Origin of the sequence: Natronolimnobius baerhuensis, from assembly GCF_002177135.1 — an archaeon.
GTDB lineage: Archaea > Halobacteriota > Halobacteria > Halobacteriales > Natrialbaceae > Natronolimnobius > Natronolimnobius baerhuensis.
Genome location: NZ_MWPH01000001.1, coordinates 681,673 through 694,700, shown reverse-complemented (window position 1 = coordinate 694,700; position 13,028 = coordinate 681,673). Strand labels below are relative to the sequence as shown.

The following is a 13,028-nucleotide window of genomic DNA, read 5'->3' as shown; positions in this document are numbered from 1 at the left end:
GTGATGACACGATGAGCGACAACCAGAACGACACCACACGAACGATGGCCGACGTCAGCCACTCGAATCCCTACACGGGACGGCGTGCTGGCCACCTGTTCCATCGCGGCCCGACGGTCGCGGCGGACGGGGGCGAAGAAGCGGCCGCTGAGGGGACTGACGACGAATCAGAGACGGAACGAACCATGGCGGAAGTCGACCATACGCCGCCACACGATGCCGAAGATGCAAACCGCGTCTTCGAGCGCGGAACCCGGTCTGTAGAGGGTGAAGAATGAGCGAGGGAACCCTGTACGACAAGGTCTGGGACGAACACAAGGTCACCGAACTGCCAACCGGGCAGGACCAGCTGTTCATCGGCCTGCACCTCATCCACGAGGTCACCAGCCCACAGGCCTTCGGCATGCTCGAGGAGCGCGACCTCGAGGTTGCCTTTCCTGAACTGACCCACGCGACGGTCGATCACATCATCCCGACTTCGGACCAGTCGCGGCCGTATGACGAGGACGCAGCCGAGGAGATGATGTCCGAACTCGAGCAGAACGTCCGTGATGCGGGCATCGAGTTTTCGGACCCCGACAGTGGCGATCAGGGAATTGTCCACGTCGTCGGCCCGGAGCAGGGACTGACCCAGCCCGGCAAGACGATTGTCTGTGGCGACAGCCACACCTCGACGCATGGCGCGTTCGGCGCGCTCGCCTTTGGGATCGGCACCAGCCAGATCCGTGACGTGCTCGCGACGGGCACCGTCGCGATGGAGAAACAGAAAGTCCGCAAGATCCAGGTCGACGGCGAACTCGGCGAGGGTGTCGAAGCGAAAGACATCATCCTCGAGATCATCCGCCGACTCGGCACCGAAGGCGGCGTCGGCTACGTCTACGAGTATGCCGGCGAGGCCATCGAAAACCTCGGCATGGAAGGCCGGATGTCCATCTGTAACATGTCCATCGAGGGCGGTGCTCGAGCCGGCTACGTCAACCCCGACGAGACCACCTACGAGTGGCTCGAGCAGACGGACTACTTCCAGGACAACCCCGAGAAGTTCGACGAACTCAAACCGTACTGGGAGTCGATCCGGAGCGACGAGGACGCCGACTACGACGACGTCGTCCACATCGACGCGAACGAACTCGAGCCGGTCGTCACCTGGGGGACGACTCCGGGACAGGGTATCGGCATCACGCAGCCGATTCCAGCGCCTGAAGACCTGCCCGAGGACAAGCAAGATACCGCACGACGCGCCCAGGAACACATGCGCGTCGAGCCCGGCGAGACGATGGAAGGCTACGAAATCGACGTGACCTTCCTCGGGTCGTGTACGAACGCTCGACTGCCTGACCTGCGACGCGCAGCGGCGATCATCGAAGGCCGACAGGTCGACGACGACGTTCGCGCAATGGTCGTTCCCGGCAGCCAGCGCGTCCAGCGGGCTGCCGAGGAGGAAGGCCTCAAAGACACCTTCGAGGAAGCCGGTTTCGAGTGGCGAAACGCTGGCTGTTCGATGTGTCTCGGTATGAACGAGGACCAACTCGAGGGTGACGAGGCCTGTGCCTCCTCCTCGAACCGGAACTTCGTTGGGCGTCAGGGCAGCAAGGACGGCCGCACCGTCCTGATGAACCCGCAGATGGTCGCCGCGGCGGCGATCACTGGGGAGGTTACTGACGTGCGCGAACTCAAGGAGGTGACGACAGCATGAGCGATGCTGATGCAGTCGAGATTCCGGAAGTCGAGTACGTGTCTGGCTCGGGTGTCCCGATTCGGGGCAACGATATCGACACCGATCAGATCATCCCGGCGCGATTCATGAAGGTTGTCACGTTCGACGGACTGGGCGAGTTCGCCTTCTTCGATGTCCGCTTCGACGATGACGACAACCAGAAAGACCACCCGTTCAACGAGTCACAGTTCCAGGACTCCTCGGTGATGGTCGTCAACAACAACTTCGGCTGTGGCTCCTCGCGTGAGCACGCACCCCAAGCGCTGATGCGCTGGGGAATCGACGCGATCATCGGTGAGAGCTTCGCCGAGATTTTCGCGGGCAACTGCCTTGCACTCGGCATTCCGACCGTGACAGCAGACGCCGAGACGATTCAGGAACTGCAGAACTGGGTCGACGAGAATCCCGAGGGCGACCTCGAGATCGATATCGACGCCGAAACCGTCACGTATGCTGGCGAGACCATCGACGTCACCGTAGATGACGCCCAGCGCAAGGCACTCGTCGAAGGCGTCTGGGATACGACGGCACTGATGAAGTCGAACGCTGGCGAAGTCCAGAAGAAGGCAGAAGCATTGCCTTACGTCGACGAGTCAGCGATTCCGAACGCAGACTAACGGACGCAGGCGACTGACGCGAGACCCGTAAGCGCCTCGAGAACGCGACTGTTCTCCTCGAACGTGTTTCTCTTCGAACCTTCCTCGAGCATGTTTCTCTCTGCGTTCCCTCGAGCAAGGGCTGATAAGACAATCATCAGTGTAACAGCCATGTTTAACCGCGCTGACTGTCTCCAATTCAGTAATGTCTGTCGTGCAGTGGAGTCGGCGACCGTGCGCTGGTGCGTTGGCGGCCGGAGTCGTCGTTCTCACGCTTGTCGTGTTCGTCATCGCTGTTGCACTCGCTGGGAGTGTCGGAGCGATGCACTCAACCGGCGACGAGACGACAGCGCCAGCCCCGATTGATGACGATCTCCTTGAGGCGAATGGAACCGTGTCCGTGCTCGTCCGACTCGAGGCGTTCGACGAGACACACGCTGGGGCAACTGCAGACTCCATCGATGCACGACAGAGCCACGCAGAGACAAGCCAGCAGCCACTCGAGCAGTATGCGAACGCAACGTCGGGCGTCCACCTCGAGCGTGGGTTCTGGATCACGAACGCCGCGCTGGTGACGGTCGAGACGGATCGCGCGGAGCGGCCACTCGAGGATTTGGCGAGCGTCGAGGGTGTTGTCGCACTCGAGGCTGACCCGGACCTCTCGCTCTCGAGTGCGAACGCAGCAAGCGCAAGTGACGCCTCCAATAGCCAGCCAGCACCATCGCTGGGGACGACTGATGCGGCGTACACGACCGGCCTTGAGACGATTCGCGTCCCCGAGGTCTGGGACGGCTTCCACACGAGGGGTGACGGTGCCACGGTTGCCGTCCTCGACTCTGGTGTCGACGGTGAACACCCTGATCTCGATATCGACGGCTGGGCGGATTTCGACGACGACCCATCGGAGACGCCAATCGACTACGACGGCCACGGGACGCGCGTCACTGGAATCGTCGGCGGCGGCAACAAGAGTGGCAACCATATCGGCGTCGCCCCCGAGGCAACGCTGTTACACGGGGCTGTCGCGACCGACTGCGACGAGCGCTGTCGTGCCCAGTCCTCGAACGTACTGGCCGGTATCGAGTGGGCACTCGCCGAAGATGCCGATGTTATCAATCTGAGTCTGGGGTGGCAACGTCCCGGTCCGGCGACGGTCGATGCTCTCGAGAACGCCCGCGATGCGGGAACGGTCGTCGTCGCTGGCATCGGCAACGCCGGTGAGGGAACGTCGCTCTCGCCGGGGAATGCTGCGGACGTGATCAGCGTCGGTGCCGTCGACCACCGCGACCGCGTGCCATCCTTTTCGGGCGGCGAGGAGATCGACACGACAGCAACGTGGGGCTCGCACGCCCCTGACCACTGGCCCGACAGCTACGTCGTCCCGAACGTCGTCGCTCCCGGTGTCTCCATCGAGACGACTAACGACGGCGGTGGCTACACTCACGCTCGTGGCACCAGCATGGCCGCGCCACACGTCGCCGGCGCGGTTGCACTCGTCCAAGCCGGTACTGCCGAGGACCTCGAGCCCGATGAGATCAAACGCGCACTCGAGAAAACCGCCTGGAAACCCGATGGAGAATCCAACGAGACAGATACGCGCTACGGTGACGGCATCATCGACACGTACGCCGCACTCCAAGAAGTTGGGACGCACGCAACGCTCGAGGGGACCGTCAGCGACGCCAAAACGGAGGGAGGGCTGTCGAACGTCTCGGTCACGGTTGTCGACGACGGGACCGTCTATGAGCGCACGACAGCCGCAAACGGAACGTTCGAACTCCCTGGACTCGAGGGCGGAAAAGAGTATACAGTTACTGTCGAGAAACCGGGCTACGACGCGACAACGGAGACCGTCGCGGTTCCGGCGGATGAGACGACCACGCTCGACGTGGCGCTCGCTGGGAGCGGGTCGATTACAGTCGACGTGACGGACGACCACTTCGGCGACGGCATCGAAACCGCGACGGTCGAAGCTGTCGGCTCGCAGGGAACGTACGCCGGGACACACACCGGGAATGGGAGCTACCAACTCGAGAACGTGCCCACGACTGGCGAGTACGACCTTCACGTGAACGCGGCAGGCTATAGTAGCCTCAACCGATCCGTCTCTGGTACGCTCGAGTCCGAGTCTCAAGCGGAGTCTGTGTCGCTCGTCGGTGACGCCACGCTCGCAGTCACGGTCGAGACCGACGATCACGAACCAATTGAGAACGCGAGCGTCTCGCTCAAGCGAGATGGAGGCGCATACGATGCCGGAACGACTGACGAGAGCGGCGTGCTCGAGATCACTGTACCCGGGACGGGCGAACAGTACACACTCGAGGCGTCCGCAGCCGACTCGGCGTTCGAACCTGCCAGTCTCGAGACCGACCCGGTCGGCTCCGCGGAAACGATGGCCGTCACGGTGTCGTTGTCGGAGCCATCATCGGTTCCAGGGTTTGGCGTCGGTGTGACAGTCGCGGCACTTGCAGCGGTCGTGTTAAGCGCGATGGCTCGAGCGCGCATGACGGCGTAGCCCGGCTCTGAAACCGGTCTCTCGACGTGATTTCTCAGCGAGGAATCCATACCGTAGTTTTATCTGTCTGTTGCCCGCCTCTACCGACATGGAGTGGCGATCCGATACTCGTGCGGCCAGTACGCTCACCGAGATACTCCTCTGGGGGATCGTCGGACTCATCGCGCTGATGGTGGTGATTGCGATTGTGTCCGCAATCGTCACGGCTGTCGTTGGAGTTCTCACGGCGCTCGTTCCGATTTTGATCCTCGGCGCGCTCATCTACCTCGCAGTCGCGTATCTCCGCAACAAAGATTCGACCAACAATACGAGTGGCTACGGACTCGACTCGCTCGGTGGGAGCAGTCCTGAGACGTCGACCCCGCAAAGCCCACAGGACCGCCTCACCGAGCAGTACGTCCGCGGCGATATCTCAGAAGACGAGTACGAACGCCGCATCGGAGAGTACGTTGACCGCGAGGCCGGCGGACACTCGAGTTCGTACGGTTCGTCAGACTACGACACCGACCGATCCCGCAGCCGCGAGTTCGAGCGCTGATCCAACGGTCGCTCGCACACATCGATACCCTCTTTTTACCGCCCACTCGAGATGGGAGCATGACTCACGAAATCGCCGTTATCCCGGGCGACGGAATCGGTCAAGAAGTCACTCCTGCCGCTGTCGACGTCCTCGAGGCGCTCGACCTCGAGTTCGAGTTTATCGAAGCCGACGCAGGCGACGCGGTCAAAGCAGAAACCGGCGAGGCGCTCCCACAGGAGACCTACGACCTCGCGGCATCGGCTGATGCGACGCTGTTCGGTGCGGCCGGCGAGACGGCAGCTGACGTCATCCTGCCGCTTCGTGACGCGGTCGACTCGTACGTCAACATTCGACCGGCGAAAGCCTACCCCGGCGTCGACGCTGTTCGACCGGAGACGGATCTCGTTTTCCTCCGTGAGAACACCGAAGGCGTCTACTCGGGCATCGAGGACCGACTCACGCAGGACGTCGCGACGCTGACCCGTGTCGTCACCGAATCAGCCTCTGAGGATTTGGGCGAATTCGCTTGCGAGTACGTCGCAGACAACGACTACGATGGGTTTACCATCGCACACAAGGCGAACGTCATGCGCGAGACGGACGGCGTCTTCCGTGATACGATTGCCCGCGTCGCCGAGGAACACGGCATCGACGCCGATGAGGTGCTGATGGATGCCTTCGCAACCCGCGTCTGTCTCGACCCCGAACAGTTCGACGTGATCGTCTGTCCGAACCTCGCGGGCGACGTGCTTTCTGACCTCGCAGCCGGTCTCGTCGGCGGTCTCGGCCTCCTGCCAAGCGCCAACGTCGGCTCCGAGCGCGCGCTGTTCGAACCCGTCCACGGCACCGCCCCTGACATCGCCGGCGAGGGCGTTGCCAACCCCGCCGCAACGATCATTTCGGCCGCCATGCTCCTTGAGTACCTCGGCTACGACGAGGAGAGCCAGGCAGTTCACGACGCCGTTGAGGCGACGCTCGAGGAGGGGCCACGAACGGCTGATCTGGGCGGCGACGCCTCGACTGAAGACGTAACGAACGCGATTATTGACCGGCTCTAAGCTCGATTCTCCAGTTGCCTCCTGTTGCGTCTAACAGTCAATAAATTGAGTTTTTCGGGCTGTGGTTGTGTTCTTTTACAAAATAGATGTAATTGCGACGGGAGTTGCAGAAAATTCCCTCCAGACGTGACCTTCTGCTCGGATTCGGAGCTAGTGGGACGGCGACAGTAGCCGGCTGTCTCGGGAGCCGTGACGCCGACCCCGGTACCAGCGACTTCTATGCGTGGCCTCCTACAGGCGCTGCCCTCCCCAACTCGAGAGCGATTCCCGACGGTCGGGAGCGAATCCAGCGCAGGCCGAATTGATCGCGCTCTCGTGACCAGCGGACTCGAGACTGTAACGTCAAACGAGCCTCCATGCGGAGACAGCGGTGGAACGAGAGAGACGACGCCAGAGTATAGTGGTATTCGAATACATACTGGAGAATACCAGGTAGGCGACCAATATAGATCGAGAAGGAATTCGGTGTCGACCGAACTGCAAATCCGCGAACGCGCTGGCGGAGATGCTGGCAATACCGCACCTGGACGATTGCTCTGCTTCGGGAAGGAGGTCTCGTTATGTTCCCAAATAGAAATTCGACAAATGATTTTGTTGAGTTCTATAATATAATAATCCGATATATATGGGCCTATTTATCCGATATAGGAAACAATCATCGGCTCGAGTACCACAAACTTGAGAAATAACTCCTATTCCGTTGCGTACCCGGGTTTGATTTACTCGACTGGTGGACGCAGTAGCCTCATATCTGAATAATACTTTGTTATTTGTTATATTTGTTTGAGTAGTAGCGATGAGACGGCCCCAGTGAGCGCCGGCCGCGTTACACTGATACGTCGACTGCCTCGAGAATGTCTCGAGACGAGCGGCCGACGAACACTCTATTTGTTCCGTCGGCGACGGTCCAGCGGTCGTCCTCGTCGTAGTAGGCGAAGTCCTCGCGCTCGAGTGCGATTGTAACGGTCGCCGCTTCACCTGCCTCGAGCGAGACGGAGTCGAAGCCAACGAGTTCGCAGTCGGGCGTTGGAACCGGCGCAGCCGCTTTATTGGCGTAGACTTGGACGACCTCGGTGCCGGCTCGGTCACTGCTGTTGGTGAGGTCGACAGTGACGTCGATGCCGTCGTCCGTTTCGGTGACGGTTGCGTCCTCGTAGTCAATTGTCGCATACGAGAGTCCGTGGCCGAACGGGAACAGTGGCTCGAGCCCCTGTTCGTCGAAGTACCGATAGCCGACAAAGACGCCTTCGTCGTAGGCTGCAACGCCATCAACGCCGGGGAACGCTGCCTCGTCGGCGGTCGGATACTGTTCGGCGGACTGGCCGAACGTGACCGGGAGTCGACCGCCCGGATCAGCGTCGCCGAACAGCACGGCCGCGAGTGCCTCGCCGTCAGCCTGGCCGGGATACCACGTCTCGAGGACGGCGTCGACCGACTCGAGCCACGGCATCTCGACGGGACCGCTGGTCCGGAGGACGACGACGGTGCGCTCGGCGACGTCAGCGACGGCCTCGATGAGGTCGTTTTGCTCGCCCGGGAGTTCGATGTCTGGTCGGTCTGTGAACTCCGTCGCGTCGTCCTGCGCGATGACGACGGCACAGTCGGCGTCGCGCGCGGCCGAGACGGCGGCGTCGATGTTTGTATCCTCCTCGAGTGTTTGCTCGTCGTCGCCGAAAAACGACGATTCCGTGATCGGGTCGACTCCACGTTCGAAGCTCACGTCGGCGCGGTCCGCGAGTCCCTCGAGCGGGCTGGTGTCCGTCGCAGGCGTCACTTCGGAGGAGCCGCCACCGCCGAGTTTTGCAGCGTCGGCGTTCGGACCGATCACAGCCAGCGAGTCGTCGCTCGAGAGCGGGAGTGCGTCGTCGTTTTCAAGGAGAACGGTCCCCTCGATAGCAATCTCGCGGGCAAGCTTGCGATGGGCCGTTGTCTCGAGTGCACCCTCGCGAGCGTCGTCGTTGAAGCGGCCGATCTCGTCCATGACACGGAGTACTCGGGCGACCTTCTCGTCAATGACCGCTTCATCGACTGCGCCCGATTCGACTGCCTCGCGGAGTGGTTCACCGAAGTATGCTGGAACGTCCGGCACCGGCGGCAGTGAACTATCGCCGTCGTCGTTCACCTCCATTTCCTCGGGGTCGTCCGGCATGAACGCCTCGGGTTCGATACCGGGCATTTCGATGTCTAAGCCGGCGGTGGCTGCCTCGATGGTGCTTCGAGTGCCCCACCAGTCGGAGACGACGACGCCATCGAAGCCCCACTCGTCTTTGAGGACGTCCGAGATGAGTCGCTCGTGTTCGCCCATGTGGGTGCCGTTGACGCGGTTGTACGCGGTCATCACGGCGTGGGCGTCTGCCTCCTCGACGGCAGCACGGAACGCGGGCAGATAGAGTTCGCGCAGTGCCCGTTCTTCCACGTCGGCGCTGACCTCGTAGCGGTCGGTCTCGTGATTGTTCGCAACGTAGTGTTTGACGGTCGCGGCGACGTCTTCGGACTGGATTCCCTCGATTGTCCCCACTGCGAGGTCGGCCGTCAGCTGTGGGTCCTCGCTGTAGTACTCGAAATTGCGCCCGCCGTGTGGGACGCGGACGATGTTGACTCCTGGGCCGAGCAGGACGTCCTGTCCGTGGGCTGCCGATTCTCGGCCGAGCGCGCCGCCGAATTCCCGTGCCAGCGCCGGCTTCCACGTCGCTGCCAGCGCACTCGAGGCCGGAAATGCCGTTGCCTGCTTGCCGAGTGCCCGGACGCCGAGCGGGCCATCGACCATCGTCAGCGGTGGGATGCCGACGCGGTCATTCCCGGGCAGGTAGCCCGTCGCGACGCCAGCCGGATCGACTGCCCCGTGGACGAGGGCGAGTTTCTCATCGAGTGTGAGTTCCTCGAGGAGCGCGTCTGTATCCGTCATCGGTGGACCACCAGTGTGTGCATACGTGATCCACTCAGCGGCCGGTAGAGAAGGCTGCCAATGCGGTGAAACTGTCCGGAAGCACACAGCACACCATTCGTTTACATACGTATGATTGTAAACTACATACCGCTCGAGGTGGGGTCGACTCCCTAGCCTTACTCGAGTGTGAATGCGAACGTGTATGACCCGGAACCGACCTCGAGGGTGGCTGTGTCTTCGTCGAGTGACCGAACGCCAGCCGGCAGCGATTCGGTCGTCAGATCGGTTCCTGACTCTGCAATCGTCTCCGCTGCGAGTGGCCCTCGAATCGTGGCGCTGGTGTTCCAGGGAATCGTCACCTCGAGGTCGAGCACGGTGGCACGTCGCTGCCAGGAGACGTCGAGGCGTCCAGTCGGCGTCTCGAGGGTCGCATCGACCCACTCGAGGTCGTCGACGAACGCGGGCGCGATTGTGACGTGTTCGGAGACGGGCTGGTCGCCGATGGAGATTCCGGCCAGCACCTCGTAGAAGAACTCCGAGACGTGGGTAAACGGCGAGTGGTTGAGCGAGTTCATGCCGGAGCCGACGCGGTCGTCGGAGTCCCACCGTTCCCACATCGTCGTCGCACCTTGTCTGGCCATGTACACCCAGCCGGGCTGGGCGGGGTTGCTAACGAGATCGTAGGCGAGGTCGGCGTGGCCATGCTCTGCCAGGGTGTGCAACAGCGGCCGCGTACCGAGGAAGCCGGTTTTCATGCCGTCCTCTCTCTCCTGGAGTGTCTCGACGAGGGCCCCAACGACGCGGTCGCGCTCGTCATCGGGAACGAGCCCCACGAACAACGGGACCGCAAACGACGACTGCGTTCCGGGCCCGTAGACGCCGCGGTCTGCGTCGAAAAAGCGCTCGTGAAACGCCGTCGCGATGTCGTCCGCTCGAGTTCGATAGGTCTCTGCGTCAGCCTCAGTGCCGACGATTCGGGCGATTTTCGCGAACGTCTCGGTGACCTGGTAATGAAAGGCCGTATTGAACAGGTCGTGTGGGAGGCCGCGGCGTTCGTCCTCGTCGGCGGTGTGTTCGAACGCGAGCCAGTCACCGAACTTGCCGTAGGTGTCCGGAATGATACCGCCATCGACGGTCACGGCGTGCCAGTAGTCGACGTAGGCCCGCATCGACGCGTACTGCTCGCGGAGAATTCGCTCGTTGCCCTCGTGGAGATAGAGATACCACGGCAACATTACTCGCGTGATCGACCACGTTGGGTCCGCCGGATCGACCTGATTCTTGTTCGGGATGACGTCGGGAACGTAGCCCATCGGTGAGGCAGCATCGTCATGATCGCGGAGCCACTTCGACTCGAAACGGCCCGCATCGAAGTTGAACAAGAGCGACCGTGCCGAAATCTGGGCGTCGCCCGTCCAGCCGAAGCGCTCGTCTCGCTGCGGGCAGTCTTCCGGTATCGAGTGCGTGTTGCCTCGCAATCCCCAGACCGCATTGTGCTGGACCTGCTCGAGGTCGTCGTTCGAGCAGGAGACCTCACCGCGGCGATCCATCGCGGTGTGGACGACGCGAGCGCTTACCCGCTCGGGGTCGAGGTCGCCGGGATAGCCCGTGATCTGTGCGTAGCGAAAGCCGTGGTACGTGAACCGAGGTTCGTACCGTTCGTGGTCGTCACCGCGAGCGACGTAGGTGTCCGTTGCATCTGCCGTCCGCAGATCGGTTCGTGAGAGGTCGCCATCGTCGGTCAGTGCCTCGGCGTGGCGGATGGTGAGTTCGTCACCATTGTCTGGATCGACAATCTCGAGGGCGACCCAGCCGGTCAGGTTCTGGCCGAAATCGAGGATAGGACCGTCAGGATGGTCGATAACGTCCTCGACCGAGCGGGTCTCAACGACGCGCATCGGCTGGATTCGCTGTGGTCTGAGCGTTCCGCCGGGGTCGTCAACGACGGTTGCCTGCTCCCACTCGCCATCGTCAAAGCCGGCCGTTCGCCAGCCAGGCTCCTCACCGTGCGCATCGTAGCGCTCTCCGTCGTAGATGTCGTTCTCGAGGAGCGGGCTGGCAGTTGCACGCCAGTTGTCGTCAGTGACGACCGTTCGTGTGCGTCCGTCTTCGAACTCGAGGGTGAGCATAACGCGAGCACGCGGCGAGCCGTCGCCGACCCAGTAGGCGTGTCGTTTTCCGAACCAGCCGCGTCCGAGCCAGAGTCCAAGCGCGTTCTGACCCGCCTCGAGTGCGTCGGTCAGGTCGTACGTCGAATAGAGGACGCGGCGCTCGTAGTCGGTCCAGGCCGGCTCGAGTTGCCGGTCGCCGATACGCTCGCCGTTGACGTGGAGTTCGCCGTAGCCCACGGCGGCGACGTGTGCTCGGGCGCGTTTGAGCGGTGCCTCGAGATCGATTTCGGTTCGCAACTGCGGAGACGTGGCGGCGACACGGGAGCGAGATTCGCCGTTGACAAGCTGTGTTGTCCCCCACGTCGTCGATTCGACGGACGACGATGCTGTCACCGGCTGGGAGCGGACAAGATCGGTTCCAGTCTCATCGCGAACGCTCAATGCGGCAAGTGCGAAACACGACCAGAGAGAGAGAGCGATTCCGTGTGGCGACTGTCCGCGTCCGCAGCGTCTGCAAGCCACGTCGTCGGCTCGACGGTGTAGGGGTCTGTCGCGGTCACTCTGACGTACCGGCCCGTTGCGGACAGGTCGTCGTGGCGATGGACACTGGCAGCCTCCCCGTCTGCTGGCGTCGTCGCGTTGCCTTCGCTATCTACGACGGAAACGACGACCGTTGCGTCCGTAAACGCTGGATCGTTGGCGACCGCGATCCGGTAGCCAACCGGAAAGCCAAACGCCTCGAGCGGGTCGTTGTCCCACGACGGCGTGAGCGTGGCATCGTCGGGCGTCGTGACGATGTCGATTGGGTCGGTCGGGTAGAGTTCGACGGATGAAATTTCCTGGCTCTCACCGAGGTCGACTTGGAACCACTCGGTCGCCTCAGCGGGCGGTTGCCAGCGGCTTCGCCAGCCGTTCGTATCGCCGGTGCCGGGCTGGTGGGAAATCCAGTCTCCACGCCAGTCCTCGGGGCGAAGCGCCGTCTGAAACTGGGCTGGCGTCGCCCAGTCCGTCTTCGTGCCGTCGTCAGTCCAGAGTGTGACCGACCAGTAGTAGACGGCGTCGGATGCAAGTGGTGGGCCATCGTACGTGATGGCTGTCGCCGACTGGGACTCGACACGACCGGAGTCCCAGATCGTTCCCCGTCCGTTCGCAACCGCGTGCTCGTCGTCGCCAACGACCAGCCGATAGGCGGTCTGGCAACTGTCCCGGCGCGTCGTCTCGAGGCGCCACCCGAACTGTGGGGTCCGTGTTGGATCGACGTTTTCGGGAGCCGTCTCGCCTGACAGGGTGAGCGCTGTCGGCTGGCAGCGGCGGTCGCCCGTAGGTGGTGATGACATACTCTATCGCTCACGACGGGGCCACGTTAACGCTGTGATCGCTCACAGATGGCTCGAGTCTGTCCCGATTCCAGTGTCTCGAGGCCTCTTACGTGAATTGACGGCACTTTCACTCGTACAGGGTGTTAGTTTAGTTAGGGAGAACGATGTCCTTGCATGGCGAACACCTATTCTGAAACATAGATTTGTGTTGGACCCTGTCTGTACTGGCGCAGTTCGATTCGTCACATCCTCGTCGCTATTGCAGTCCACTCACGAGGTTTCTGGACTATACTGAACACGAAACA

Annotated in this window: 10 protein-coding genes; 6 read left to right on the top strand and 4 right to left on the bottom strand. The window is 62.2% G+C overall.

Going from position 1 to position 13,028, the window contains the following annotated elements; translation table 11 throughout:
* Positions 1 to 11: 11 nt before the first annotated feature.
* The 3 genes from B2G88_RS03345 to leuD are packed head-to-tail and all read left to right on the top strand — an operon-like array spanning position 12 to position 2,334.
* Positions 12 to 278 (top strand): hypothetical protein, encoded by a 267-nt coding sequence (locus B2G88_RS03345; RefSeq protein WP_087713968.1) that lies wholly within the window; start codon positions 12 to 14, stop codon positions 276 to 278.
* Positions 275 to 1,696: a 3-isopropylmalate dehydratase large subunit gene (gene leuC / locus B2G88_RS03340; protein WP_087713967.1), complete on the top strand. Its 1,422-nt coding sequence runs from the start codon at positions 275 to 277 to the stop codon at positions 1,694 to 1,696. Before B2G88_RS03345 ends, leuC begins: the two co-directional genes overlap by 4 nt.
* Positions 1,693 to 2,334: a 3-isopropylmalate dehydratase small subunit gene (gene leuD / locus B2G88_RS03335; protein ID WP_054862232.1), complete on the top strand. Its 642-nt coding sequence runs from the start codon at positions 1,693 to 1,695 to the stop codon at positions 2,332 to 2,334. Before leuC ends, leuD begins: the two co-directional genes overlap by 4 nt.
* Here leuD and B2G88_RS19410 read toward each other — a convergent pair.
* Positions 2,331 to 2,486: a hypothetical protein gene (locus tag B2G88_RS19410; RefSeq protein WP_176393166.1), complete on the bottom strand. Its 156-nt coding sequence runs from the start codon at positions 2,484 to 2,486 to the stop codon at positions 2,331 to 2,333. The genes leuD and B2G88_RS19410 overlap by 4 nt on opposite strands.
* 32 nt (positions 2,487 to 2,518) lie before the next feature.
* Between B2G88_RS19410 and B2G88_RS03330 the strand changes: the two genes are divergently transcribed.
* The 3 genes from B2G88_RS03330 to B2G88_RS03320 all read left to right on the top strand — a co-directional run bounded on the left by B2G88_RS03330 (position 2,519) and on the right by B2G88_RS03320 (position 6,406).
* Positions 2,519 to 4,828, top strand: coding sequence for a S8 family serine peptidase (locus B2G88_RS03330; protein ID WP_087713966.1), 2,310 nt, complete (start codon positions 2,519 to 2,521; stop codon positions 4,826 to 4,828).
* 88 nt (positions 4,829 to 4,916) lie between these two features.
* The gene (locus tag B2G88_RS03325; protein ID WP_054862233.1) at positions 4,917 to 5,366 is read left to right on the top strand and encodes an SHOCT domain-containing protein; all 450 of its coding nucleotides are present in this window, start codon (positions 4,917 to 4,919) and stop codon (positions 5,364 to 5,366) included.
* A 59-nt stretch (positions 5,367 to 5,425) separates the two neighbouring features.
* A complete protein-coding gene (locus B2G88_RS03320) occupies positions 5,426 to 6,406 on the top strand; it encodes an isocitrate/isopropylmalate dehydrogenase family protein (protein WP_087713965.1) in 981 nt (326 codons plus the stop codon).
* Positions 6,407 to 7,232: 826 nt separating this feature from the next.
* Here the strand turns inward: B2G88_RS03320 and B2G88_RS03315 are convergent.
* The 3 genes from B2G88_RS03315 to B2G88_RS19790 all read right to left on the bottom strand — a co-directional run bounded on the left by B2G88_RS03315 (position 7,233) and on the right by B2G88_RS19790 (position 12,741).
* Positions 7,233 to 9,311 carry a beta-glucosidase family protein gene (locus B2G88_RS03315; protein ID WP_087713964.1) on the bottom strand — a complete coding sequence of 693 codons (2,079 nt, stop codon included), beginning with the start codon at positions 9,309 to 9,311 and terminating at the stop codon, positions 7,233 to 7,235.
* Positions 9,312 to 9,469: 158 nt separating this feature from the next.
* Positions 9,470 to 11,845, bottom strand: a complete 2,376-nt coding sequence (locus B2G88_RS03310) for an alpha-L-rhamnosidase (RefSeq protein WP_217895822.1) — start codon at positions 11,843 to 11,845, stop codon at positions 9,470 to 9,472.
* Complete coding sequence (locus tag B2G88_RS19790; protein WP_217895821.1) at positions 11,842 to 12,741, bottom strand: discoidin domain-containing protein; 900 nt, start codon at positions 12,739 to 12,741, stop codon at positions 11,842 to 11,844. The genes B2G88_RS03310 and B2G88_RS19790 overlap by 4 nt, the downstream gene beginning before the upstream one ends.
* Between the last annotated feature and the right edge of the window lie 287 nt (positions 12,742 to 13,028).

What these genes read in the sequence shown, in the direction of transcription:
- B2G88_RS03345 (WP_087713968.1), top strand. Translation starts at nt 12, where the DNA reads ATGAGCGACAACCAGAACGACACCACACGAACGATGGCCGACGTCAGC.
- leuC (WP_087713967.1), top strand. Translation starts at nt 275, where the DNA reads ATGAGCGAGGGAACCCTGTACGACAAGGTCTGGGACGAACACAAGGTC.
- leuD (WP_054862232.1), top strand. Translation starts at nt 1,693, where the DNA reads ATGAGCGATGCTGATGCAGTCGAGATTCCGGAAGTCGAGTACGTGTCT.
- B2G88_RS19410 (WP_176393166.1), bottom strand. Translation starts at nt 2,486, where the DNA reads ATGGCTGTTACACTGATGATTGTCTTATCAGCCCTTGCTCGAGGGAAC.
- B2G88_RS03330 (WP_087713966.1), top strand. Translation starts at nt 2,519, where the DNA reads ATGTCTGTCGTGCAGTGGAGTCGGCGACCGTGCGCTGGTGCGTTGGCG.
- B2G88_RS03325 (WP_054862233.1), top strand. Translation starts at nt 4,917, where the DNA reads ATGGAGTGGCGATCCGATACTCGTGCGGCCAGTACGCTCACCGAGATA.
- B2G88_RS03320 (WP_087713965.1), top strand. Translation starts at nt 5,426, where the DNA reads ATGACTCACGAAATCGCCGTTATCCCGGGCGACGGAATCGGTCAAGAA.
- B2G88_RS03315 (WP_087713964.1), bottom strand. Translation starts at nt 9,311, where the DNA reads ATGACGGATACAGACGCGCTCCTCGAGGAACTCACACTCGATGAGAAA.
- B2G88_RS19790 (WP_217895821.1), bottom strand. Translation starts at nt 12,741, where the DNA reads ATGTCATCACCACCTACGGGCGACCGCCGCTGCCAGCCGACAGCGCTC.